General features: G+C 73.5%; 19 protein-coding genes and 3 pseudogenes. 10 read left to right on the top strand and 12 right to left on the bottom strand.

Translation table 11 applies throughout. The features are described 5' to 3' along the window. Positions 1-39: 39 nt before the first annotated feature. From ACY34I_RS16445 to ACY34I_RS16435, 3 genes are all read right to left on the bottom strand, one after another. Positions 40-999 (bottom strand): alpha/beta hydrolase family protein, encoded by a 960-nt coding sequence (locus ACY34I_RS16445; protein ID WP_462755887.1) that lies wholly within the window; start codon positions 997-999, stop codon positions 40-42. A 169-nt stretch (positions 1,000-1,168) separates the two neighbouring features. Beyond that, positions 1,169-1,690 carry a nucleotidyltransferase domain-containing protein gene (locus tag ACY34I_RS16440; RefSeq protein WP_462755886.1) on the bottom strand — a complete coding sequence of 174 codons (522 nt, stop codon included), beginning with the start codon at positions 1,688-1,690 and terminating at the stop codon, positions 1,169-1,171. 187 nt (positions 1,691-1,877) lie between these two features. Next, positions 1,878-2,906 carry an alpha/beta hydrolase family protein gene (locus ACY34I_RS16435; RefSeq protein ID WP_462755885.1) on the bottom strand — a complete coding sequence of 343 codons (1,029 nt, stop codon included), beginning with the start codon at positions 2,904-2,906 and terminating at the stop codon, positions 1,878-1,880. A 158-nt stretch (positions 2,907-3,064) separates the two neighbouring features. On the opposite strand from ACY34I_RS16435, the gene ACY34I_RS16430 reads away from it, so the two are divergent. After that, a complete protein-coding gene (locus ACY34I_RS16430; RefSeq protein WP_462755884.1) occupies positions 3,065-3,235 on the top strand; it encodes a hypothetical protein in 171 nt (56 codons plus the stop codon). Between the two features lie 97 nt (positions 3,236-3,332). Here the strand turns inward: ACY34I_RS16430 and ACY34I_RS16425 are convergent, their stop codons facing one another. The 4 genes from ACY34I_RS16425 to ACY34I_RS16410 form a co-directional block, all read right to left on the bottom strand. Further along, on the bottom strand, positions 3,333-4,454 hold the full coding sequence (locus ACY34I_RS16425; RefSeq protein ID WP_462755883.1) for an acetate/propionate family kinase: 1,122 nt from the start codon (positions 4,452-4,454) through the stop codon (positions 3,333-3,335). Beyond that, positions 4,451-6,523 carry a phosphate acetyltransferase gene (gene pta / locus ACY34I_RS16420; RefSeq protein ID WP_462755882.1) on the bottom strand — a complete coding sequence of 691 codons (2,073 nt, stop codon included), beginning with the start codon at positions 6,521-6,523 and terminating at the stop codon, positions 4,451-4,453. Before pta ends, ACY34I_RS16425 begins: the two co-directional genes overlap by 4 nt. Positions 6,524-6,591: 68 nt before the next feature. Further along, positions 6,592-7,299 (bottom strand): hypothetical protein, encoded by a 708-nt coding sequence (locus ACY34I_RS16415; protein ID WP_462755881.1) that lies wholly within the window; start codon positions 7,297-7,299, stop codon positions 6,592-6,594. A 103-nt stretch (positions 7,300-7,402) separates the two neighbouring features. After that, on the bottom strand, positions 7,403-7,906 hold the full coding sequence (locus tag ACY34I_RS16410; RefSeq protein ID WP_462755880.1) for a GNAT family N-acetyltransferase: 504 nt from the start codon (positions 7,904-7,906) through the stop codon (positions 7,403-7,405). Between the two features lie 49 nt (positions 7,907-7,955). Here ACY34I_RS16410 and ACY34I_RS16405 point away from each other — a divergent pair, with 49 nt between their 5' ends. Beyond that, positions 7,956-8,531 carry a TetR/AcrR family transcriptional regulator gene (locus ACY34I_RS16405; RefSeq protein WP_462755879.1) on the top strand — a complete coding sequence of 192 codons (576 nt, stop codon included), beginning with the start codon at positions 7,956-7,958 and terminating at the stop codon, positions 8,529-8,531. A gap of 19 nt (positions 8,532-8,550) precedes the next feature. Here the strand turns inward: ACY34I_RS16405 and ACY34I_RS16400 are convergent, their stop codons facing one another. The 5 genes from ACY34I_RS16400 to ACY34I_RS16380 all read right to left on the bottom strand — a co-directional run bounded on the left by ACY34I_RS16400 (position 8,551) and on the right by ACY34I_RS16380 (position 15,428). Next, positions 8,551-8,730: a DUF6104 family protein gene (locus ACY34I_RS16400; RefSeq protein ID WP_091347424.1), complete on the bottom strand. Its 180-nt coding sequence runs from the start codon at positions 8,728-8,730 to the stop codon at positions 8,551-8,553. Positions 8,731-8,820: 90 nt separating this feature from the next. Beyond that, complete coding sequence (locus ACY34I_RS16395) at positions 8,821-12,564, bottom strand: multifunctional oxoglutarate decarboxylase/oxoglutarate dehydrogenase thiamine pyrophosphate-binding subunit/dihydrolipoyllysine-residue succinyltransferase subunit (RefSeq protein WP_462755878.1); 3,744 nt, start codon at positions 12,562-12,564, stop codon at positions 8,821-8,823. A 298-nt stretch (positions 12,565-12,862) separates the two neighbouring features. Continuing rightward, a complete protein-coding gene (locus tag ACY34I_RS16390) occupies positions 12,863-13,675 on the bottom strand; it encodes an ABC transporter permease (protein ID WP_462755877.1) in 813 nt (270 codons plus the stop codon). Continuing rightward, entirely contained in the window at positions 13,672-14,610 is a 939-nt protein-coding gene (locus ACY34I_RS16385; RefSeq protein ID WP_462755956.1) for an ABC transporter ATP-binding protein, read from the bottom strand. Before ACY34I_RS16385 ends, ACY34I_RS16390 begins: the two co-directional genes overlap by 4 nt. A gap of 158 nt (positions 14,611-14,768) precedes the next feature. After that, a complete protein-coding gene (locus tag ACY34I_RS16380; RefSeq protein WP_462755876.1) occupies positions 14,769-15,428 on the bottom strand; it encodes a hypothetical protein in 660 nt (219 codons plus the stop codon). Positions 15,429-15,670: 242 nt separating this feature from the next. Here ACY34I_RS16380 and ACY34I_RS16375 point away from each other — a divergent pair, with 242 nt between their 5' ends. The 8 genes and pseudogenes from ACY34I_RS16375 to ACY34I_RS16340 all read left to right on the top strand — a co-directional run bounded on the left by ACY34I_RS16375 (position 15,671) and on the right by ACY34I_RS16340 (position 23,065). After that, positions 15,671-16,489 carry a GNAT family N-acetyltransferase gene (locus ACY34I_RS16375; RefSeq protein WP_462755875.1) on the top strand — a complete coding sequence of 273 codons (819 nt, stop codon included), beginning with the start codon at positions 15,671-15,673 and terminating at the stop codon, positions 16,487-16,489. After that, positions 16,486-17,304 (top strand): annotated as a pseudogene (locus tag ACY34I_RS16370) (lysophospholipid acyltransferase family protein); the annotation flags it as partial. The gene ACY34I_RS16375 and the pseudogene ACY34I_RS16370, both read left to right, overlap by 4 nt. Before the next feature lie 264 nt (positions 17,305-17,568). After that, positions 17,569-18,405 (top strand): DUF4097 family beta strand repeat-containing protein, encoded by an 837-nt coding sequence (locus ACY34I_RS16365; protein WP_462755874.1) that lies wholly within the window; start codon positions 17,569-17,571, stop codon positions 18,403-18,405. Beyond that, positions 18,402-19,019 carry a PadR family transcriptional regulator gene (locus ACY34I_RS16360; protein WP_462755873.1) on the top strand — a complete coding sequence of 206 codons (618 nt, stop codon included), beginning with the start codon at positions 18,402-18,404 and terminating at the stop codon, positions 19,017-19,019. Before ACY34I_RS16365 ends, ACY34I_RS16360 begins: the two co-directional genes overlap by 4 nt. A gap of 85 nt (positions 19,020-19,104) precedes the next feature. After that, positions 19,105-19,806 carry a response regulator transcription factor gene (locus tag ACY34I_RS16355; RefSeq protein WP_073834697.1) on the top strand — a complete coding sequence of 234 codons (702 nt, stop codon included), beginning with the start codon at positions 19,105-19,107 and terminating at the stop codon, positions 19,804-19,806. Beyond that, positions 19,803-19,959, top strand: a pseudogene (locus tag ACY34I_RS16350) (two-component sensor histidine kinase); the annotation flags it as partial. The gene ACY34I_RS16355 and the pseudogene ACY34I_RS16350, both read left to right, overlap by 4 nt. A 287-nt stretch (positions 19,960-20,246) precedes the next feature. After that, positions 20,247-21,359, top strand: a pseudogene (locus ACY34I_RS16345) (HAMP domain-containing sensor histidine kinase); the annotation flags it as partial. A gap of 62 nt (positions 21,360-21,421) precedes the next feature. After that, positions 21,422-23,065 (top strand): S1C family serine protease, encoded by a 1,644-nt coding sequence (locus ACY34I_RS16340; protein ID WP_462755872.1) that lies wholly within the window; start codon positions 21,422-21,424, stop codon positions 23,063-23,065. Positions 23,066-23,107 lie beyond the last annotated feature (42 nt).

Below are 23,107 nucleotides of genomic sequence, written 5' to 3'. Positions count from 1 at the left end.
CGGGGCCGCGCCGCGCCGACGAGGGCGGCGCGGGCTGCCTCAGAGGTGGTCGTCGAGGGTGGCCAGGCCGCCGCGGGTGGCGTCGGCGGGGAGGCGCCGCTTCGCCGCCGCGTCGCCGTAGAGCGTCCAGCGCAGGAACTCGACGGTGGTGTCGGCGACCACCCGCAGCGCCGCGCCGTCGGTCAGCAGGGCCCGGCCGTGATCGCCCTTCGGCAGGCTGAGCAGCGCCTTCGGCCAGGGCACCGCGTCGTAGACCGCCTTGCCGGAGGCGTAGCTCACCACCTCGTCGGCCTCGCCGTGCACGAACAGCTGCGGAGCGGCCGCACCCGCGAAGGCGGTGCCGACGCCGAGCGCCGTACCGGCGAAGACGATGCCGGCGTCGAGTCGCTCGTCCCGGCTCGCGGTGAACAGCCCGATGGTGGTCACGCCGCCCGCGCTGTGCCCGGCCGCGGCCACCCGCTCGGTGTCCAGCCGGCCGTGCAGCGGGTCGTCCGCCTTCGCGTCGAGGGCGAGCACCTGGGTCAGCGCGTACGACACGTCGGCCGGCTGGTTGAGCACGTCGAGCACGTTGCCGTCGCCGCCGGCGCCGGTGTGCGGGAATCGCGGCGCGGCCACCACGAACCCGGCCGCCGCCCAGCGGCTGAGCAGCAGCTGGTAGTCCTCCGGCCGGGCGCCCAGCCCGTGACTGAACATCACCACCGGGAACCGCCCGGTCGCCGCCGGGGCGGACCGCTCCGGCGCACCACCGGCCGCGCCCCGCGCCGGGTACCAGACGGTCACCGGGAGGGCGCGGTCGTCGTGGTTCAGCTTGAGCTGGCGTACGCCGACGGCGAAGCTCTCGGTCGGCGCGTGCCCGGCGGGTACCCGCGGCGCCGGCGTGGTCGCCGAGGGTGGCGCGCTCGGTGCGGCCCGTCCGGTCGGGACGGTCCCGCCGGAGCAGCCGGCCAGACCCGCGCTGAGCAGGGCGGCGGTGATCAGGGCGGCGCGGCGACGGAACATGAACACGATTGTGCCCTGCGGGCCGGACCGGCCGGCCGGCCTTCGGTCACGCCGGCCGTGCTCGACGCCCGGGTCGGCGCCCGGTTGGGCCGTCGTGCTCGACGACAGCTCGGCGATGTGGCGGGGTTCCGGACTGGTCGATACCGCCAGGTCGCGGATGCGGAGCGAATCAAGAGCTGCCGCGGAGGCGGGCCAGGTCGGCGGCGTCCTTGGCGCGGCGGGGCCGGGCCGGCATCCAGACCGGGAACATCTCCTTGAGCTCGATCTGCGCGGCGACGCTGATGATCGGCGCGACCAGTGGACCGATCCGCCCCGGTCGGGCGTCCAGCATCCCGCCGGGCAGCGGGGTGCCGGCCCACGGCCCGGCCCCGACCACCACCCGCCCCTCGGCGTCCCGGTCCAGGTAGGCGAAGCTCAACTCGACGTCGTCGCGGAGCACGTCGAGCTGGGTCGTGGGCGGCATCCGCGGGTCGGGTCGCCAACCCGCCCCGGCGAGCCCGGCCGCCAGCGCGTCGGCGTCGCGCCGCCAGCAGTACCAGTCGACGTCCACGTGCGGGCGGGTCACCACGCCGAGGTGGAAATCCATCGCCCAGCCGCCGCGCAGCCACACCGCGATGCCGGCCCGGTCCGCCAGCGCCGTCACCTCGCGGATCGCGTCGAGTTGCCGGCCCGCCAGCCCGTCGGAGTCCACGCGGGCGACGCTATCGCCCATCGGCGGGCCACGCCGCCCCGTCGGGGCTTGGCAGGGCCGGCGGGCCGAGCCGTCACCGACGCCGGGTCGGCGATGTGGCGGGACCCGGGGCTGGTCGATACCGCCGAGCCGGCGATGTGGCGGAGTCCGGTCGCGGATCCGGAGTGGGCCCGGGGCGAGCGCGGGGTCAGCGGGGGAGCCGGCTGGTGAGCGTGGTGAGGCCGGGCAGGCGGGCGTCGGTGGGGAGGCGGCGCAGGGCGGCCGCGTCGTCGTAGAGCGTCCACCGGAGGAAGTCGATGGTGGTGGCGAGGACCTGCGGGAAGCCGGGGTGCCCCGGGATGAGGTACTCGCCGTGGCCCTGACCACGGAGGCTCAGGAACGCGGCCGGCCCGAGGGCGCGGGCGTACGCGGCCCGGCCGACCGACTCGGGCACGACCGGGTCGGCGGCACCGTGCACGAAGAGCAGCGGCGCCACCGGACCGGCGAAGCTGCCGGCCAGCCCGCCGCCGGCGAGCACGATCCCGGAGCGCAGCCGGGCCGAGTGTCCCGAGGTGAACATGCCGGCCGTGGTGAAGCCGCCCGCGGAGTGTCCGGCCGCGGCGATCCGGTTGACGGCCAGGTGCCCGGCGAACGGGTCGCCGCGGCGGGTGTCGAGGCGTACCAGGTGGCGGATCAGCCGCCAGCCGTCGGCGGGCTGGTTGCGGACGTCCGCCCGGGTGAAGTCCCGTGCCCGCAGGTTGGTACGCGGGAACGTCGGCGCGGCCACCACGAAGCCGGCGGCCGCCCAGCGGGCGGTCAGCGGGGCGTGCAGCTCCGGCAGGCTGTGCAACCCGTGGCTGTAGATCACCACCGGGAACCGTCCGGCGGCCACCCGCGCGCCGGCCCGAACGCTCGGGCCGCCCGCACCGGTCCGCGCCCACGGCGGGTCGGTCGCGGAGGCGGTGGGCGTCGACGGCGCTGCGGATGCCGACGGCGGGTCGGTCGCGGAGGCGGTGGGAGCCGACGGCGCCGCGGATGCCGCCGGGTACCAGACGGTGACCGGCAGGGGCCGAGGGCCGCCCGGGTCGACGACGAACTGCCGCACGCCGACCGGGTACGTCCCCTGCGGGGCGGGCCGGGAGGCGGGCGAGGTCGGACCGCGGGTCGTGGCGCTGGCCGGCGCACACCCCACGAGCAGCGCCGTCACCAGTGCGGCGACCAGCCGCTGCACCCTCACCTCTTCACGGTAGGCGGCCGGGTGGCCGGTGCGGCCCGGACGTCCGGACCAAGCGCCGCCACCACCCGGCCGACGCGGCTCCACCGGCCGGACGATGTTGTCGTCACCGGCCCGGCGGACGACCCTCCGGGTGGACGAGCTTCGCTATGGTCACGCGCATGTCTGAGAACTACACCGACCCCAGCGGCAACACCGCGCAGTTCCGTGCCTTCGTCGACTCGCCGGAGGCGGCAGCGGCGGCCGAGGCGCCGTCCCGGCTCCCGCTGATCGCCGGCATCGGCGTCGCCGTGGTGGTGGTCGCCGTGGTGGCCTGGCTGGCGCTGGCCTGACCCCCGCCGCCGGCTGCAGACGACCACCATCCGGTCCGCGCGGCCCTCGCCGGATTCGGCCACTCCAGCCGATCGGACAGCCGCAGGCCGACTGGCCTCAGCCGCGCGAGGCGATCACTTCCCGGGTCTCCCGGGCGATCTCGCGCTCCTCGTCGGTGCGGATCACGCAGACGGTGACCTCGGTGCCGGCGGGGGAGACCACCCGGTCGCCGCTGCCCTCGTTGCGCGCCGGGTCGACGGCGATCCCCAGCCGGTCCAGGCCGGCCAGCGCGGCGGCGCGGACCGGTGCCGCGTGTTCGCCGACCCCGGCGGTGAAGGTGACCGCGTCCACCCGCCCGAGCAGGGCGTAGTAGCCGCCCACGTAGCTCTTGATCCGTCGGCAGTAGACGTCGAAGGCGAGCGCGGCGGCGGGATCCCCGCCGTCCCGCCGGGCCAGCACCTCGCGCATGTCGTTGGCCCCGGTCAGGCCGAGCAGGCCGCTGCGGTGGTTGAGCAGGTCGTCGATCTCGTCCACGCCCATCCCCGCCTCGCGGCGCAGGTGGAAGATGACCGTCGGGTCGAGGTCCCCGCTGCGGGTGCCCATGACCAGACCCTCCAGCGGCGACAGGCCCATCGAGGTGGCCACACTCCGCCCGCCCCGGACCGCGCAGGCGCTCGCCCCGTTGCCCAGGTGCAGGGTGATGGTGTTCAGCTCCGCGTACGGCCGGCCCAGCAGTTCGGCGGTGCGCCGCGAGACGTACGCGTGCGAGGTGCCGTGGAAGCCGTACCGGCGGACGCCGTACCGCTCGGCGGTGTCCCGGTCGATGGCGTAGGTGGCGGCGGCCTCGGGCAGCGTGTGGTGGAACGCGGTGTCGAAGACGGCGACCTGCGGGGTGTCCGGCAGCGCCTCCCGGGCCACCCGGATGCCGGCCAGGTTCACCGGGTTGTGCAGCGGGGCGAGCGGGACGAGGTCCTCGATCGCGGCGAGCACCCGGTCGTCGATCAGTGTTGGCGCGCTGAACGTGCGACCGCCGTGCACCACCCGGTGCCCGACCGCGGTCAGCCCGTCGAGGTCGAGCCGGTCGAGGATCTCCCGTACCGCGCTCTCGTGGTCGGGCGGTCCGCCGCCCGGCTCGCCCACCCGCTCGATCTTGCCCTTGTCCCGGACCTCCTCGCCGTCGTACAGCCGGTACTTGACGGACGAGGACCCGCAGTTGAGGACCAGCACCCGGTCGGTCACGCGACCCCCTCCGACGACGCGGCGGCCTGGATGGCGGTGATCGCCACGGTGTTGACGATGTCCGGCACGGTGGCACCCCGGGACAGGTCGTTGACCGGCCGCCGCAGGCCCTGCATGACCGGGCCGACCGCCACCGCCCCGGCCGAGCGCTGCACCGCCTTGTAGGTGTTGTTGCCGGTGTTCAGGTCCGGAAAGATGAACACGGTCGCCCGCCCCGCCACCGGGCTGTCCGGCAGCTTGGTGGCCGCGACCTGCGGGTCGATCGCCGCGTCGTACTGGATCGGACCCTCCACCAGCAGTTCGTGCCGGCGCTCCCGGACCAGCTTGGTGGCCGCCGCGACCTTCTCCACGTCCGCCCCGAAGCCGGAGTCGCCGGTCGAGTACGACAGCATCGCCACCCGCGGCTCGATGCCGAACCGGGCCGCCGTGTCGGCCGAGGAGATGGCGATGTCGGCGAGCTGGGCGGCGTCCGGATCCGGGTTGACCGCGCAGTCGCCGTACACCAGCACCCGGTCGGCGAGCAGCATGAAGAAGACGCTGGAGGCGACGGAGACCCCCGGCACCGTCCGGATGATCTCGAAGGCCGGCCGGATGGTGGCCGCCGTGGTGTGGGTGGCGCCGGAGACCATCCCGTCGGCGCGTCCGGAGTGCACCATCATGGTGCCGAAGTAGTTGGGCTGGGCCACGATGTCGTGGGCCAGCTCGGGCGTGACGCCCCGGTGCGCGCGGAGCCGCGCGTACTCGGCGGCGAACTCGTCCCGCCACTCGCTGGCGGCCGGGTCGACCACCTGCGCACCGCCGATGTCGACGCCCAGCTCCCGGGTCCGCCGGGCGACGTCCGCCGGCCGCCCGAGCAGGGTCAGGTCGGCGACGCCCCGGTGCAGCAGGATCTCGGCCGCGCGCAGGATGCGCTCCTCGGCGCCCTCCGGCAGCACCAGCCGCCGGCGCCGCGCCCGGGCCCGGTCGATCAGGTCGTTCTCGAACATCAACGGGGTGACCCGCGCGGAGCGGCTGACCCGTAGCCGCCGGGCCAGGTCGACGGTGTCCACGCAGCGTTCGAAGGCGCCGAGCGCCGCCTCCACCTTGCGGGGGTTCGCCACGCTGGGCCGGCCCTCGATCCGGCTGGACTCCTCCACCGTGGCGTAGCTGTCGCTGGTCACCGACAGCACGGCCAACCCGGTGTTGAGCCGCTCGACCAGCCGCATCGCCCGCGGGTCCGGCTGCTCGCCGAGGGTGAGCACCAACCCGGCCACGGAGACCTGCCCGGCCACGTGCGCGGCGCTCGCCGCCACCAGCAGGTCGGCCCGGTCGCCGGGGGTGATCACCAGCGCGCCGTCGGTCAGGTGGTCCAGCAGGGTGGGCACGTGCGCCGCGCCCACCACGTAGTCGAGCACGTCCCGGTCCAGCGCAGTGTCGTCGCCGGAGAGCAGGGTGGCGCCGAGCGCCGCCGCCACCTCGGCCACCGTCGGCGCCGACACGGCCGGCACCTCCGGGATCGCGTACGCGGGGACGGGCAGCTCGGGCAGGGCCATCGGCGCGGGCACCCGGTTGGCGACCACCGCCACCACGGTCGCTCCCAGGTCGGCCAGGTCGTGGTACGCCCCGCGCACCGCTGCCGCGACCGCCTCGGGCGGCTGGTCGAAGCCGTCGACCACCGGCACCACCACGCTGCCGAACTCCGTCGCCAGCCGGGCGTTGAACGCGAGCTCGCGCGGGCCGGCACCGTCCCCGTCGGCGAAGTCGCTGCCCACCACGACCACCGCGGGGCAGCGCCGCTCCACCTCCCGGTAGCGGGCCACGATCCGGGAGATCAGCTCCTCCCGCCGGCCGTCCGCGACCAGCGTGGTGGCCTCGGCGTACGTCGCGCCGTGCAGCGCGTCGACCGGCAGCTCCACCCGGTAGCGCTCGGTGAGCAGCGCGAGGATGTGGTCGGGGCCCCGGCCGGCGACCAGCGGTCGGAACGCGCCGATCCGCTCGACCTGCCGGGACAGCAGCTCCGCCAGCCCGAGCGCGACGGTCGACTTGCCCCCGCCCGATCCCACGCTGGTCAGGTACACGCTGCGTGCCACGCACTCACGCTACAAGATCGCGGTGTCGGCCGCCCGGGTCCTTGTGCCCGGGACCGGCCCCTCGCCGATCAGGGCGAGGTCGGCGTGGCGGGCCGGGTGTCCTGGCCCACGTCGCTCTCGTCGACGGACTCGGCAGCCCGGAACAGCGCGTCGCTCTTCGCCACCCAGGCCGCCCCGAAGGCGAACACGGCCACCGTCTCGCACCACAACACCGGCTTGAGCGTGTGCCGTACGTCCGCGGGCAGTTGCGTGCTGGCCAGCGCGAGCGCGATCGCCGCCAGGATCAGCCCGCCGCAGACGCGGTAGAACCGGACGGCCGACGGGCGCGGCGGCACGCCGACCCGGTCCGGGCGGGTGAAGAGGAAGAGGCAGAAGGCCGCGAGGAGCACGAACAGCGCCGCGGCGGCGACCTGGTGCACCACGCCGACCAGCCGGTCGCTCTGGCTGGTGGTGCCGGCCGGCGCGCCCACCGTGGTGGGGAACAGGGCCACCGCCACCGCCAGCACCCCGGCTACGGTGCCCAGCGCGTCGTCCGGCCAGTGGTAGCGGTAGGCGATCAGGAACACTCCGACGGCGCACAGCGAGCCGACGAAGACGTCCCGCATCTCGGTGTGGTAGTAGCCGCTGAGCGAGTCGAGCAGGGTGAGCCGGCGGGCGACGACCAGGTGACCCACCACCAGCACGACCGGCAGTGCGATGCCGACGGATCCGATGCCGAGGCGCAGGTGGCGTACGGTCACCGCGTCCTGCGGCGGCTTGCGGAGTTCGGGATTCATCTCCGCCTCCCTGGCGTCGGCGGGGTGTGCTCCGACGCGTCCTGGTCGCTGGGGCGTTGCTCTCCAGTGGACGCGACCGGCACGGTCCGCGTCAATGGCCGGCTCACCCGTCGGCCGGCGCCAGCTCCCGTTCGTACACCTGCCCGGTCAGGTCCGCGCCGAAGCTGTGGTGTGGTTCCTCCTGCACCAGGCGGAAGCCGTGGGAGAGGTAGATCCGGCGGGCGGCGACCAGCGGGTGATTGGTCCAGAGCCGCATCCGGGTGTACCCCGCCCGGCGGGCGAAGGTGAGGCACTCGTCGACGAGCCGGCCGCCGACCCGCCGTCCCCGGGCTGCCGGGTCGACCAGCAGGATGCGGAGCTGTGCCGTCCGCTCGTCCGCCGCCACACAGAAGACGCAGCCCACCCGCTCGCCGGCCACCTCGGCGATCCAGGCGGCCTCGCGGGCCGCGTCGTGGCCGGCGGCGTAGTCCGCCACGATCCGGGCCACGAGCGCCTCGAAGCTGGTGTCCCAGCCGAACTCGGCGGCGTACAACTCGCCGTGGGCCATCACCACCCAGCCGAGGTCACCGGGACGGCCCAACGGACGAATGAGGATTTCCGCGCTCATCGACAGCCCTCCACAACTGAAACAGTCGTTTCAGTGGCAGAGTAGCGCTGTGACGCAGCACGAGCGACCCCCGAGTGCCCGCCGCGACGAACTCCTCGAGCGGGCGTACCGGTACGCGTTGGAGCACGGGCTGGCGGAGCTGTCGCTGCGCCCGCTCGCCGCCGCCATCGGGTCCAGCCCCCGGGTCCTGCTCTTTCTCTTCGGCTCCAAGGACGAGCTGATCCGCGCCCTGCTCGCCCGGGCCCGGGCCGACGAGCTGGCGGCGCTCCGGCAGGCCCGGGAGGCGACGGGCGCCGACGACTTCGCCGCGGCGGTGCGGGCGACCTGGGCATGGCTCGTGGCGCCGGCACACCGCCCGATGCTGGTCCTCTGGCTCCAGGCGTACGCCCGCTCGCTGAGCGAACCGGACGGACCGTGGGCGGGCTTCGCCCGGCAGACGGTAACGGACTGGCTCGGCCTGCTGGCCGACGCCCACGGCGAGGCCGGCGGCGGCACCGCGGATCCCGCCCTCGGTCTGGCGCTGCTGCGCGGCGCCCTGCTCGACCTGCTGGCCACCGGAGACGCCGAACGCACCACGGCGGTCGTCGAACGATACCTGTGCCTGGTGGGGACGATGGCCCGGTAACCCGGCCGGCCTTGCCGACCTACTCCTCGTCCTCGTCGTCCAGCCGGGCCAGCCAGGTGGCGAAGCGCTCGATCGGGGTCTCGAACTCCGGGTTCAGGTCCACGAAGTCGCGGAGCCGCTCGCCCAGCCACTCCATGCTGACCTGCTCGTCGCCCCGGCGCTCGACCAGCTCCTCGATGCCGCGGTCGGTGAAGTACATGATGAGTCCTCTCGGCAGAAAAGGGCCGCCACGCGACCGGGGCAGCGGCCGTCGTACGGTCGCTGCCCCGGCGCTGGCGGTGCGGTCAGGTCACGGGCGGGGGAGGGCCGCCTCGATCAGCGCGCCCTGCTCGACCTCGTGCATCTTCGCCGAGCCGACCGCCGGGGCGGCAGCGGTCGGGCGGGAGATGCGGCGCAGCCGGACGCCGTCCAGGTGCTCCAGCAGGTTGAGCGCGACGAACGACCAGGCGCCCTGGTTGGCCGGCTCCTCCTGGACCCAGGCGAAGTCCTCGGCGTTCGGGTACTGCGCCAGGGCGGCCCGGACCTCCTCGACGGGCAGCGGGTAGAGCTGCTCCACCCGGATGATCGCGGTGTCCGTGACGCCCCGCTCCTGCCGGGCCTGGAACAGGTCGTAGTAAACCTTGCCCGAGCAGAGCAGCACCCGCTTCACCTGCTCCGGTGCCGGAGCGGCGGTGTCCCGCAGGACCGGCTGGAAGGTGCCGATGGTGAAGTCCTCCACCGGCGACACGCAGAGCTTGTGCCGCAGCAGCGACTTCGGCGTGAACACCACCAGCGGCTTCCGCTTCGGCGAGAGGGCCTGGCGGCGCAGCAGGTGGAAGTAGTTCGCCGGGGTGCTCGGGATGGCCACCCGCATGTTGTCCTCGGCGCAGAGCTGGAGGAACCGCTCCGGGCGGCCGGAGGTGTGGTCCGGGCCCTGGCCCTCGTGGCCGTGCGGCAGCAGCAGGGTGACCGCGGAGCGCTGGCCCCACTTCACCTCGCCGGAGGAGATGAACTCGTCGATCACCGACTGGGCGCCGTTGACGAAGTCACCGAACTGGGCCTCCCAGCAGACCAGCGCGTTGACGTTCTCCACCGAGTAGCCGTATTCGAAGCCCATGGCGGCGTACTCGGACAGCAGCGAGTCGTGGACGAAGAAGCGGGACCGCTCGCCGTCACCGGTGAGCGACTGCAGCGGGAGGTAGTCGTCGCCGGTCTTCGCGTCGACGACCGAGGCGTGCCGCTGGACGAAGGTGCCACGGCGGGAGTCCTGCCCGGCGAGCCGGACGGTGACCCCGTCGTGCAGCAGCGAGCCGAACGCGATGATCTCGCCGTAACCCCAGTCAATGTTGCCCTCGACGGACATCTTCGCCCGGCGGTCGAGCAGCTGCTGGATCCGCTTGTGCGGGGTGAAGCCCTCCGGCAGGTTGACGTGCGCCTCGCCGATCGCCTTGACGACGGCCGCGTCGGTCGCGGTCTCCACCTGCGGCTCCGGCTCGACCAGCCGGGGCGGCCGGCTGAGCTGGCGCGGCGTGGTGGCGGCGTCCCGGGTGGCCTTGAAGACCCGCTCCAGCTGCGCCTGGTAGTCGCGCAGCAGCTCCTCCGCGTCCTCCACGGTGATGTCACCGCGCCCGATGAGCTCCTCGGTGTAGAGCTTCCGGACCGACCGCTTCGAGTCGATGATCCGGTACATCTGCGGGTTGGACATCGACGGGTCGTCGCCCTCGTTGTGCCCGCGCCGGCGGTAGCAGACCATGTCGATCACGACGTCCTTGTTGAACGCCTGGCGGTACTCGAAGGCGAGCCGGGCCACCCGGACCACGGCCTCGGGGTCGTCGCCGTTGACGTGGAAGATCGGCGCCTGGATCATCCGGGCCACGTCGGTGCTGTAGAGGCTGGACCGGCTGTATTCCGGGGCGGTGGTGAAGCCGACCTGGTTGTTCACCACCACGTGCACGGTGCCGCCGGTGCGGTAGCCGCGCAGCTGGGACAGGTTCAGCGTCTCGGCGACCACGCCCTGGCCGGCGAACGCGGCGTCACCGTGCACTGCCAGCGGCAGCACGGTGTAGCCCTCCAGCTTGAGGTCGATCCGGTCCTGCTTGGCCCGGACGATGCCCTCCAGCACCGGGTCCACGGCCTCCAGGTGGGACGGGTTCGCCACCACCGAGACCTTGACCGCGTGCCCGCCGTCCGGGGTGGTGAACTTGCCGTTCTGGCCGAGGTGGTACTTCACGTCGCCCGAGCCCTGTGTGGAGCGCGGGTCGAGGTGGCCCTCGAACTCGGAGAAGATCTTCTCGTACGGCTTGCCGACGATGTTGGCCAGCACGTTGAGCCGGCCGCGGTGGGCCATGCCGATGACGACCTCGTCCAGCCCGGCCTCGGCGGAGCACTCCAGCACCTCGCCGAGGAGCGGGATCAGCGACTCGCCACCCTCCAATGAGAAGCGCTTCTGGCCGACGTACTTGGTCTGCAGGAAGGTCTCGAACGCCTCGGCCGCGTTGAGCCGGTTGAGCACGTGCTTCTGCTCGTCCGGGGTCGGCTTCTCGTACTTGCGCTCGACCCGCTCCTGGAGCCAGCGCCGCTCCTCCGGGTCCTGGATGTGCATGTACTCGATGCCGACCCGGCGGCAGTACGAGTCGCGCAGCACGCCGAGGATCGAGCGCAGCTTCATCCGCTGCTTGCCGGCGAAGCCGTTGACCGGGAAGACCCGGTCCAGGTCCCACAGGGTCAGCCCGTGCTCCAGGACGTCCAGGTCCGGGTGCTTGCGGATGGTGAACTCCAGCGGGTCGGTGTCGGCCATCAGGTGGCCCCGGACCCGGTACGCGTGGATCAGCTCGTGCACCCGCGCGGTCTTGTTGATCTGGCCCTCGGAGTCGACGGCCACGTCGCGCACCCAGCGCACCGGCTCGTACGGGATGCGCAGCGAGGTGAAGATCTCGTCGTAGAAGCCGCGCTCGCCGAGCAGCAGCTCGTGCATCACCTTGAGGAACTCGCCGGACTGGGCGCCCTGGATGATGCGGTGGTCGTACGTGCTGGTCAGCGTGATGATCTTGCTGACCGCCAGCTCGGCCAGGGTCGCCTCGCTCATGCCCTGGTACGGGGCCGGGTATTCCATGGCGCCGACGCCGATGATGGCGCTCTGCCCCTGCATCAGGCGCGGGATCGAGTGGACCGTGCCGATGCCGCCCGGGTTGGTCAGCGAGATGGTGGTGCCGGCGTAGTCGTCCATGGTCAGCTCGTTGCGGCGGGCGCGCCGGACCACGTCCTCGTACGCCTGCCAGAACTGCCGGAAGTCCATCTGCTCGCAGGCCTTGATGGAGGGCACCACCAGGTTGCGGGAGCCGTCCGGCTTGGCCAGGTCGATGGCGATGCCCAGGTTGACGTGCTCCGGCCGGACCATCGCCGGCTTGCCGTCGACCTCGGCGTAGGAGTTGTTCATCTCCGGGTGCTCGATCAGCGCCCGGACCATCGCGTACCCGATCAGGTGGGTGAAGCTCACCTTGCCGCCGCGGCCGCGGGCCAGGTGGTTGTTGATCACGATGCGGTTGTCGACCAGCAGCTTCGCCGGGACCGCGCGGACGCTCGTCGCGGTCGGCACAGCCAGCGAGGCGTCCATGTTCTGGACGATCTTGGCGGCCACGCCGCGCAGCGGGGTGGTGCCGGCGGCGCTCACGGCGGGGGCCTTGGCGGCCGGCTTGGCCGGGGCGGCCTTGGCGGCCGGCGCGGGCTTCGCGGCGGCGGGCTTGGCGGGGGTCGGGGCGGCCTTGGCCGCGGCGGCCGGCTTCGCGGCGGGCTGCTCGGCGGCCGGCCGCTGGGTCACCGTGGCGACCGCCTCCTGCTGCTCGGCCGGCTCCGGCGCGGCGGCCGGCTTGGCATGGCCGTCGGGCCGCGGCGTGGCGGCGCCGGGGGCCGGCTTGTAGTCGGCGAAGAAGTCGTGCCAGGCCGAGTCGACGCTCGACGGGTCGGCGAGGTAGCGCTGGTACATCTCCTCGACGATCCACTCGTTCGGGCCGAAACCCGCCAGTGGGTTCTCCTGCGAAGTCTGCTGGGTCGACACGGCCGCTGATCGCCTCTTTCACGCGGGTTCGTAATGTCACGCGGTGTCGTCCGTGCCGCAACACCGGCGGACGGAAGACGGCTCCCAGGCTACGCCGTACGAATGCCGCAGGCATTCTCGCCTCCGGCCCGTGGTCCGTTTCACAGAAGATGCCAGAAGTTCGGCAAACCCTGCGTGTCGCGTTGACCCCTGCTAGTGGCTGTTTCGCCAGGCCATGCCCGGGATGAAACAGGCCCTGAGCGACGAACGGCCCCGGTCGGTGACGGATGGTCACCGGCCGGGGCCGTGCGGTTACGGCTCAGGCGATGTCGCGCCGTCGGGTGATCAGGACGCCGGTGATCCCGCTGACCAGGGCGTAGCCGACCAGCACCAGGCCGCCCACCCACCAGGCGGGCGTGAACTGACTGGGTTCCCCGCTGATCATCACCTGGGAGGCGACGGCCGGCCAGACGACCTGCCACTTGATCACGGCCTCGTTGTCGAGCCAGTTGGAGAGCAGGAAGAAGAGCAGCTGCACGACCTGCGTGCCGACCAGGTAGAGCACCGCCGCGGTGATCACCGCGCCGAGCTGGTTGGGGATCAGCGTCCCGATGCCCACCCCGAGACCGGTCCAGATCGCGTACGCCAGCAGGTTGAGCAGCAGGGCGCGCTGTACGTCCCACTCGCCGAGCTGGGTGCCGTGGCCGTCCAGGGACAGGAAGGCCGACCCGGCGAGCAGGTCGATCACCGTGGTGGCCAGCCAGAAGCCGAAGCCGAGCAGCGACGCGGCGCCGAGCTTGGCGAGGATCACCGAGGTGCGGCGTGGCGTGGTGAGGAAGGTGGTGGTCGCCGTCTGGTGGAAGAACTCGTTGGTGACCATCAGGATGCCGATGAGCATCACGAACAGCAGGCCGAGGTACTGCCCGGACGTGTAGAGGTTGGCCGCCTGGGCGGCCGCCGTCGCCTGTTCGCCGCTGACCCCGATCTCCTCGCCCCGGCCGCTCAGCGTGGTGTGCGCGAGCCAGGCGTTCACCGCGAAGGCCACCGCGGTGGCGAGGAACGCGCCGATCCCCAGCAGCCACCAGGTGCTGGTCGTACGGATCTTGAGCAGCTCGGATCGGACCAGGTTCATCGGATCTCCGCCTTTCCGGCCGTCAGTTCGAGGAAGACCCCCTCCAGGTCGGGGCGTTCGGTGGTCAGCTCGTGCAGCTCCACCTTGGCGGCCAGGGCCACCCGGCCCACGGTCGGCGCGTCCACCCCGGTGACCAGCAGCGCGCCCTGGCCGTCGGCGTCCACCGTGGCCGACTGCTCGCGCAGCGCCGCGGTCAGCTCCTCGGCCTGCGGGGTGCGTACCCGCACCCGCGCGCCGTGCGTCATCGAGCCGATCACCTGATCCACCGGCCCCTGCCGGACCAGCTTGCCGGCCGCGATGATCACCACGTCGTCGGCGAGCAGCTGCATCTCGGAGAGCAGGTGGCTGGAGACGAGTACGGTCCGCCCCTCGGCGGCCAGCCCCTTGAGGAAGCCGCGCATCCAGCGGATCCCCTCCGGGTCGAGGCCGTTGGCCGGCTCGTCGAGGATCAGCACCTGCGGGTTGCCGAGCATCGCGGCGGCGATGCCGAGCCGCTGCTTCATGCCCAGCGAGTAGCCCTTGAACTTGCGCTTCGCCGCCGGGGCGAGCCCGACCAGCGCGAGCGCCTCGTCGGCCCGGTGCCGGGGCAGGCCCGCCGCCGCGCAGATCACCCGCAGGTGGTTGATCCCGGTGCGGCCCTTGTGCGCGCTGGACGCCTCCAGCACCGCGCCCACCGAGCGCAGCGGGTCGGCCAGGTCGGCGTACCGGTGGCCGCCGATGGTGGCCTGGCCCGCGGTCGGGGTGACCAGGTTGAGCAGCATGCGCAGGGTGGTCGTCTTACCGGCGCCGTTCGGGCCGAGGAAGCCGGTCACCCGCCCCGGCTCGACGGTGAACGACAGATTGTCGACCGCCCGGACTGTCTTGTATTCCTTCGTCAGTCCGGACACCACGATCTGGCCGGTCCCGGCGCTGGGGCTCCACTGCCCGTCGGACATCATTCTCCTCTCCTGCCCCGGCGCGCGGACGCGCCGATGGGGACGCCGTTGCGGGGCGCCGTGGCACAGCCTGGCAACCCCGTGCAAGCCGGTCAATCAGGCGCGATGCGTACGCGCTCCTCCCTCGTGGGCAGGAGGCGATCATCCTGAGGGATGAGTCAGGCTGCCGGCGGCAGCGCGATCCACGTGGCGCGCGCGTATCCGAGCAGGGCGCCGTCCGGGCCGTAGAGGCTGGAGTGGACCTCGGCCTTGCGCCCCTGGGCGCCGATCATCGCGCCGGTCACCACGCACTCGTCGCCGGGACGCGGCAGCGCCGCGACCACCGCCGCGATCCGACCGAGGACGTACGGGCGGCCGGGCGCGATCACCGCCCAGCCGCCGGGGCAGTCGAGCGCCGCCCAGACCGTCGCGGGCACCACCTCGGCCGGGGCGCGGAACGGTGCCGCGGTCCGGCCGTCCGGCAGTCGGCCCGGGAAGATCCGCAGCCCGTCCGGGTTCTCCGGGCCGCAGACGTAGCAGCCGGGGAAGGGGTGCTCCACCAGCCCCGGGTACGCCTGCGCGGCGGCCGCCGCGGTGGGCCGGTCCACCGGCGGGACCACGGCGGTGAACTCCTCGACCCGGCGTACCTGGGCGATGACCTGGCCGTCCGGGGCGCTGACCGTGCCGTCCACCGCGGTCAGCGGGGTCTCCAGCGGAGGCGGCTTGCGCAGGGTGACCTCCACCGGCCCCCGGTCGTCGACCGCCGCCGCGAACAGCCCGGCGCTCCAGCCGCCGTTGCCCGAACCGGTCGGCCCGTGGAAGCGGGACTCGATGATCATGCAGCTCCTCCGCACCCGACTCGCGGCCCCGGCCCCCTCGCCGGCCCACCCCCGGCAGCCTCGCACGCCGCCCCGCGCCGGTTCCAGTGGTCCGATCATGAGGTTGGCGGTCGCGAACCGGGCGAAACGTGCCGCCAACTCCCTGATCGCCGCGCCCCGGCGGCGGGCGGTGGGGTGGCGTTCACCGGATCGACATCCGTCGTCCCCGGGGGCGGCAACCCGGGACCCTTACACAGGTAGCCATGGCTGTTCTGCACGCCGCTGGCGCACCCCTCACGACCAGCGGATACACCCTGCTGATCGCCGACGACCCGACCCTGGTCGCGGCCGCGCAACGCCTCCGTCACGAGGTGTTCGCCACCGAACTCGGCGCGGCCCTGCACTCGGGGGTCGCGGGGCTCGACACCGACGAGTTCGACGCCCACTGCGACCACCTGGTCGTGCTGCGGGAGGGCACCGACGAGGTGGTCGGCACGTACCGGCTGCTGCCGCCCGGCCGCGCCCAGCGCCCGTACGCCGACGGCGAGTTCGACCTGACCCCGCTCGCCCCGCTCCGGGACGACCTGGTGGAGGCCGGCCGCTCCTGCGTGCACCCGGACCACCGCTCCGGAGCCGTGATCAACCTGATGTGGGCCGGCATCGCCCGCTACCTGCACCTGCGCGGGTCGCGCTGGCTCGGTGGCTGCGCCTCGGTGCCGGTGACCGGCGGCGGGACCGCGGTCGCCGAGGTGTGGGCCCAGGCCACCGCCCGGCACCTCGCCCCGCCGCCGCTGCGGGTCACGCCTCGCCGCCCGTGGTTCGCCGAGGCGCCGGCCGCCGCCGATTCGGCCACCCTGGCCGACGGCTCCAGGGCGCAACGCGCCGAGCCGGAGTTGTCGTCGGCCGAGCGCCGCGCGCTGGTCCCGCCGCTGCTCCGCGGCTACCTGCGGCTCGGCGCCTGGGTCTGCGGGGAGCCGGCGTACGACCCGGACTTCGGCTGCGCCGACTTCTACGTGCTGCTCTCGCTGGACCGGATGAACCCCCGCTACCTGCGGCACTTCCTGGGCGGGGAGCCGGCGTGACCGCCCAGGAGTTGTGGCGGCCGACCTCGGGCTGCGGCTCGTGGTGCCTGCCCGCCGCCACCCGTACCACCGTGTCGCGCGCGCGCCGGCTGGCGCGGCTGCTCGGCGTGCTCGGGATGCTCCTGGCCGGGGTCGGGCTGGCCGCGCTGCTGCCGGTGCTGCCCGCCCGGCACCGGCGGGCCGCGCTGCGCGGCTGGGCGCGGGGGACGCTGCGCGCGCTCGGGGTGCGGCTGGTGGTCCGCGGCCGGACGCCGCGCCGGCGGGCCCTGCTGGTCGCCAACCACGTCTCCTGGCTGGACATCCTCGCGGTGCTCGCGGTCACCCCGGCCCGGATGCTCGCCAAGCGGGAGGTCCGGGATTGGCCGGTGGTGGGACCGCTGGCCGCCGCCGCCGGCACCGTGTTCGTGGACCGGGCGCGGCCACGGGACCTGCCGGGCACCGTCGCCCGGGTGGCCGCCGCGCTGCGCGCCGGGCGCCCGGTGGCGGTCTTCCCCGAGGGCACCACCTGGTGCGGCGAGGTCGCCGACTGCCGGCCGCGCGGCGGGTTCCGGCCGGCCATGTTCCAGGCCGCGGTGGACGCCGGCGCGCCGGTCGTCCCGCTCCGGCTCAGCTACCGGTACGCCGGCGACCCGACCACCCTGGCCGCGTTCCTCGGCGAGGAGACCCTCTGGGATTCGGTCCGCCGGGTGCTCGCCGCCCGGGACCTGACCGTGTCGGTGGTGGTGGCCGCCGCGCTGCACCCGGCGCCGGACGCGGACCGGCGGATGCTCGCCCGCGCCGCCGAGTCGGTGGTCCACCTCACTCCGGCCCGCCCGGTGGCCCTCGGCCGGACCGCCCCGGTGGGCGGTCTCCTGCCGACGTCGGTCGGGGTGCTGCCGTCCGGCCTCGGTCTCGCGGTGCCGGCCGGATCCGTGCCTGCGGTCCCGTCCGCCGCCGGGCGGGAGGCGAGGGAGGTGGTGCTCGACCGGGCCGCCTGACAGAGTCGCGACACTATCTTGTTCAGTCGCGATGTATCGCGTTATGCTCCTCCCGTCACTGGACGTGCCGTGGATCGGTACGTCACCGAGAGGGAGGACGCCATGGCCAGCTGGACGGTCGACAGCCCGCAGCGGCTCACCCTGGACGGGCCGGTCACCCGGCTCGAGGTACGGCTGGTCACCGGCCGGCTCAACGTGGTCGCCACCGACGGCCCGGCCCGGGTCGACGTCACCCGGGTCAGCCGGCGGCCGGTCATCGTGGAACACCGCGACGGCCGCCTGTTCGTCGGGCACCAACGACACCCCCGCTGGCCCGGCTTCCTCTGGTGGCTCGGCCAGCTCGGTCGCCGGTTCCGGGCCGAGGTCTCCGTCGCCGTGCCGGCCGACGTGCTGGCCGACCTGCGGCTGGTGGACGGCTCGCTGGTCGCCTCCGGCCTGCGCCGGGACACCCAGGTCGACGTCACCTCCGGCCAGATCACCCTGATGGGGCTGCGTGGCCGGACCACCGCGAAGGTCACCTCCGGCCCGGTGGAGGCGCTCGGCGTCGCCGGCGACCTGTCTCTGGAGACGGTCTCCGGCGAGGTGATCCTCGCCGAGAGCGCGCCCGGCCGGGTGCACGCGCACACCGTCTCCGGCTCGATCACCTGCGACCTGGACAACCCCCGGGGCAGCGAGATCCGGCTCAGCGCCATCTCCGGCAGCATCACCGTCCGGGTGCGGGAGGACAGCGACCTCACCGTCGACCTGCACACCGTCTCCGGCCGGATCACCAGCGGTTTCCCCCAGGTGCGCGGCCGCGCCGGGCTGGGCGCGATGAAGGACAGCCACGGGGTCCTCGGCACGGGCGGCGGTAAGCTCTGGGCGTCCGCGACCTCTGGCAGCATCGCGCTGCTCGCCCGGCCCGTCGAGGACGCCGACGACCTGGAGGAGCTGCCGTGACCGCCGTGTTCAGTCACGGGCGGCTTCGGCTCTACCTGCTCAAGCTCCTCGATGACGGCCCGAAGCACGGCTACGAGCTGATCCGGCTGCTGGAGGACCGCTTCCTCGGCCTCTACGCGCCCAGCGCCGGCACCATCTACCCCCGGCTGCAACGCCTGGAGGTCGAAGGACTGGTCACCCACACCGCCGCCGGCGGCCGGAAGGTCTACGAGATCACCGAGGCGGGCCGCGCCGAGCTGCGGCAGCGCGCCGACGAGCTGGCCGCCCTGGAGTCGGACATCACCGCCTCCGTCGAGGACCTCACCGCCCTGGCCGGCGAGATCCGGACCGAGGTACGCGGCTCGGTGCGCGACCTCAAGCGGGAGCTGCGCGAGGCGGCCCGGCAGACCCGGCGGGCGCACTGGGCTCCGCCACCGACCCGGCCCGCCGCCAACGGGGCGCCGGCCGCGGCCGGCGAGTCGCCCCTGCTCGCCGAGTTCGACCAGCGGCTCGCCGCGTTCACCGTCGAGGTCGGCGCGCTGGTCCGCGCCGGGCGGCTCACCGACACCCAGCTGCGGACGGCGATCCGGCTGCTCGACGGCGCGTTGGACGGGCTGCGCCGGCTGCTCCGCTGAGCCCGTCGCCAGCGCGGGCTGGCTCACAGGTTGTTTCCAGCATCCACCCAGCGCCGCCGCAGGCGGGGCGCGGATGATGGGTGCCATGGTGGCTACCCAGACCGAGGCCCGACTGCTGGTCGTCGAGGATGATCCCAACATCCTCGAACTGCTCTCCGCTAGCCTGCGCTTCGCGGGCTTCGACGTCGCCACCGCGACGAGCGGCAGCGCGGCCCTGAACGCCGCCAAGGACCACCGGCCCGACCTGGTCGTGCTCGACGTGATGCTGCCCGACCTCGACGGCTTCGAGGTCATCCGGATGCTCCGCGAGGGTGGTACGCGTACGCCCGTGGTCTTCCTGACCGCGCGGGACGCCACCGACGACAAGATCCGGGGACTGACCCTGGGCGGCGACGACTACGTCACCAAGCCGTTCAGCCTGGAGGAGCTGACCGCCCGGATCCGGGCGGTGCTGCGGCGTACCGCCACCGGCGAGCAGGCCCCCTCCCGGCTCACCTTCGCCGACCTGGAGTTGGACGAGGAGACCCACGAGGTGCACCGGGCCGGCCAGCGGGTGCAGCTGTCGCCGACCGAGTTCAAGCTGCTGCGCTACTTGATGCTCAACGCCAACCGGGTGCTCTCCAAGGCGCAGATCCTCGACCACGTCTGGAACTACGACTTCCGGGGCGACGACAACATCGTCGAGTCCTACATCTCCTACCTGCGGCGCAAGGTCGACAACACCGAACCCCGGCTCATCCACACCCTGCGCGGGGTCGGCTACGTGCTGCGTAAGCCGGCGGCGTGAACCTCGTCCACGACGCGAAGGGCCAGCTTCGGACCATCCCGCTGCGGGTCAAGCTGGTCGTCGCGGTTCTGGCCCTGGTCGCCGCCGCGCTTCTCGTGATCAGCTCGCTCACCGCCTACTTCCTGCACAGCTATCTCCTGGGTCGGGTCGACGACGAGCTGAGCGCCTACCTGGACCGGGTCGAGCAGACGCAGCTGACCAGCGTCACAGCCCAGAACAACACCCTGCCCAGCGACTACATGGCGTCCTTCGCCAGCCGGACCAGCGGCAAAGCCAATATCTACTACGACATAAGGCTCACTGAGGACGACCTGCCCAGCTCGCTCAACCAGTTTCCCTGGTATCAGCAGCATGCTGGCCGAGGCGCCTTCACCGCCGATGCGGCCGACAAGCACCTGCGCTGGCGGGTGGTGATCAAGAAGGTCGACGACGACCACTACATAGCGGTCGGGCAGCACATCACCGACGTGGACATGGCCGTCAAGCAGCTGATCTGGATCGACCTGCTGGTCGGTGGGGCGGTGCTGATCATCCTGGCGTCGGTGGGCGCGGGCATCGTGCGTACCAGTCTCAAGCCGCTGGTGGAGATCGAGCGGACCGCGGCGGCCATCGCGGGCGGTGACCTGACCCGACGGGTGCCCGACCCGGAGGAGGGGCGGGCCGTGCCGACCTCGGAGTTGGGCCGGCTCTCCCGGGCGCTGAACGCGATGCTCGCCCAGATCGAGGCCGCCTTCACCGCCCGGGCCGCGTCCGAGGCGGCCGCCCGCAGCGCGGAGGTCAGCGCCCGGGACGCCGCCGCCGCGGCTCAGGCGTCGGAGGCGCGGGCCCGCCGCTCCGAGGAGCGGATGCGGCAGTTCATCGCGGACGCCTCGCACGAGCTGCGTACCCCGCTGACCACCATCCGGGGCTTCGCCGAGCTGTACCGGCAGGGCGCGGCCCGCCAGCCGGAGGAGACCGCCGGCCTGCTGCGCCGGATCGAGGACGAGGCGGCACGGATGGGGCTGCTGGTGGAGGACCTGCTGCTGCTCGCCCGGATGGACCGGGAACGCCCGATCGCCCTGGCCCCGGTCGAGCTGCCGGTGCTGGCCTCCGACGCGGTGCAGGCGGCCCGGGCGGTCGAGCCGGAACGCCGGATCGAGCTGGAGATCGAGCCCGACGCCGGACCGCTGGTGGTGCTCGGCGACGACGCCCGGCTGCGCCAGGTGATCGGCAACCTGATGACCAACGCGCTCACCCACACCCCACCGGAGGCCTCGGTGACGCTGCGGCTGCGCGTCGAGCCGGGCAACCTGGCCGTGGTGGAGGTAGCGGACACCGGTCCGGGGCTCACTCCCGAGCAGGCCGAGCGGGTGTTCGAGCGGTTCTACCGGGTGGACGCGGCACGGACCCGCCGAGCCGGCGGGCCGATCAGCACCGGGCTCGGGTTGGCCATCGTCGCCGCGCTGGTGGCGGCACACCACGGCATGGTCGAGGTGGCCGAGACGCCGGGCGGCGGGGCCACCTTCCGGGTGAAGTTGCCGCTGCTGCCGGAGTCACCCGAGTCCGGCGAGTGACTTTCAGGGAAGATTCAGGCGCATTCCAGGCTGGTGACAGTGCCAAGGGGGAAGGTGGATCCATGACCGACCACGAGACCGATCCGCAGCGGTCGCCGGCTCCCGCCGACGCCGAGCCGTCGCACCCCACCGCCGAGCTGCCCCACGCCGAGAGCGGGCACCCGGACTCCACCGTCACCCCGGCCGCCGCGCCGGTTCCGGCCGACTCCCCGGCCGCCGGAACCCTGGCCGCCGCCGAAGCCGGTCGCACTGACACGCCGGCCGCGGACACCGTTCGCTTCGAGCCGGTCGCCGACGCTGGTCGCACCGACACGCCGGCCGCCGACACCGTTCGCTTCGAGGCGCCGGTTGCCGACGCCGGTCGCTCCGAGGCGCCCGACGGCGACGCCGGTCGCTTCGCGGCACCGGCCGCCCCCGCCAGCCCGTACGCGCCGTCGTACCCCGGCTCCGGGCAGCCGCAGCAGCCCAGCCCGTGGGCCGGGGGGCAGCAGCAGGGCGGCTGGGCCGCCGGGGCGCACCAGGCCGGCCCGGCCTACGCGCCGCACGGCGGGCCGGTTCCGCCGTACCAGCAGCACCAGCCGTACCCGGGCGCGCAGCCGCACCAGGCCGGCCAGCCGGTCCCGCCGTGGGGCGCGCCGCAGCCGGCGCCGCGGCCGAGCCGGGCGGGGAAGTTCATCGGCGCGGGGGCGCTGGCCCTGGCGCTGATGCTCGGCTCCGGAGTGGCCGGCGGCGCGCTCGCGCTCGCCGTCTCCGACGGTTCCGGCACCACCATCAACCGCACCTACTCGGCGGCGCCCGTGATCAACAGCGCCGACCTGCCGAAGATCGCCGCCGCCGTCCAGGACAGCGTGGTCTCGATCATGACGGACAGCGGTGAGGGCTCCGGGGTGATCCTCAGCGCCGACGGGTACGTGCTGACCAACAACCACGTGGTCGCCTCCGCCAGCGGCGACACGGTGAAGGTGGTCTTCGCCGACGGCAAGACCGCCCAGGCGAAGATCGTCGGCACCGACCCGAAGACCGACCTCGCGGTGGTCAAGGCCAGCGGGGTGAGCGACCTGAAGGCGGCCAAGTTCGGCGACAGCGACGCCATGCAGGTCGGCGACCAGGTGCTCGCCCTGGGCAGCCCGCTCGGCCTCCAGGGTTCGGTGACCGCCGGCATCCTGAGCGCTCGCGACCGCACCATTCAGGCCGGCGAGAGCGGGCAGCAGATGGACCCGCGGCAGGCCGCCAGCTCGATCTCCGGCCTGCTGCAGACCGACGCCCCGATCAACCCGGGCAACTCCGGCGGCGCGCTGGTCAACACCCGGGGTGAGGTGATCGGCATCAACACCGCCATCGCCACCGCCGGTCAGGGCAGCAACGGCAACATCGGGGTCGGCTTCGCCATCCCCAGCAACAAGGCCAAGGACGTCGCCGAGAAGCTCCAGCGCGGCGAGAAGGTCAGCCACCCGTCGCTCGGAGTCAGCGTGAACGCCGCCGAGGACGGTGGCGCCATGGTCGCCTCGGTCACCGCGGGCAGCGCCGCCGAGAAGGCCGGGATCCAGCGGGGTGACGTGATCACCAAGTTCGGCGACAAGGTGATCAACGACTCGAACGACCTGGTCGGCGCCGTCCAGGCGGGCAAGGTCGGCGACCGGGTCCAGGTGGAGTTCAAGCGCAACGGTTCCGCGCAGCAGACAACCGTGACGCTCGCCGAGTCCTGACAAACACAGAGACCTGCCTCCTCCACGGGCGGCGGGTGACGG

The sequence above is a fragment of the Micromonospora sp. RTBAU3-60 genome, from assembly GCF_054963695.1.
The sequence above is the reverse complement of the archived record's forward strand: the minus strand, read 5'-3'. Positions and strand labels throughout refer to the sequence as shown.

Excerpts from the sequence above, each read along its gene's own strand:
- ACY34I_RS16400 (WP_091347424.1), bottom strand. The coding sequence starts at position 8,730 with ATGTACTTCACCGACCGCGGCATCGAGGAGCTGGTCGAGCGCCGGGGC.
- ACY34I_RS16375 (WP_462755875.1), top strand. The coding sequence starts at position 15,671 with ATGGCTGTTCTGCACGCCGCTGGCGCACCCCTCACGACCAGCGGATAC.
- ACY34I_RS16415 (WP_462755881.1), bottom strand. The coding sequence starts at position 7,299 with ATGAATCCCGAACTCCGCAAGCCGCCGCAGGACGCGGTGACCGTACGC.
- ACY34I_RS16355 (WP_073834697.1), top strand. The coding sequence starts at position 19,105 with ATGGTGGCTACCCAGACCGAGGCCCGACTGCTGGTCGTCGAGGATGAT.
- ACY34I_RS16430 (WP_462755884.1), top strand. The coding sequence starts at position 3,065 with ATGTCTGAGAACTACACCGACCCCAGCGGCAACACCGCGCAGTTCCGT.
- ACY34I_RS16365 (WP_462755874.1), top strand. The coding sequence starts at position 17,569 with ATGGCCAGCTGGACGGTCGACAGCCCGCAGCGGCTCACCCTGGACGGG.
- ACY34I_RS16340 (WP_462755872.1), top strand. The coding sequence starts at position 21,422 with ATGACCGACCACGAGACCGATCCGCAGCGGTCGCCGGCTCCCGCCGAC.
- ACY34I_RS16390 (WP_462755877.1), bottom strand. The coding sequence starts at position 13,675 with ATGAACCTGGTCCGATCCGAGCTGCTCAAGATCCGTACGACCAGCACC.
- ACY34I_RS16380 (WP_462755876.1), bottom strand. The coding sequence starts at position 15,428 with ATGATCATCGAGTCCCGCTTCCACGGGCCGACCGGTTCGGGCAACGGC.
- ACY34I_RS16410 (WP_462755880.1), bottom strand. The coding sequence starts at position 7,906 with ATGAGCGCGGAAATCCTCATTCGTCCGTTGGGCCGTCCCGGTGACCTC.
- ACY34I_RS16385 (WP_462755956.1), bottom strand. The coding sequence starts at position 14,610 with ATGTCCGACGGGCAGTGGAGCCCCAGCGCCGGGACCGGCCAGATCGTG.
- ACY34I_RS16445 (WP_462755887.1), bottom strand. The coding sequence starts at position 999 with ATGTTCCGTCGCCGCGCCGCCCTGATCACCGCCGCCCTGCTCAGCGCG.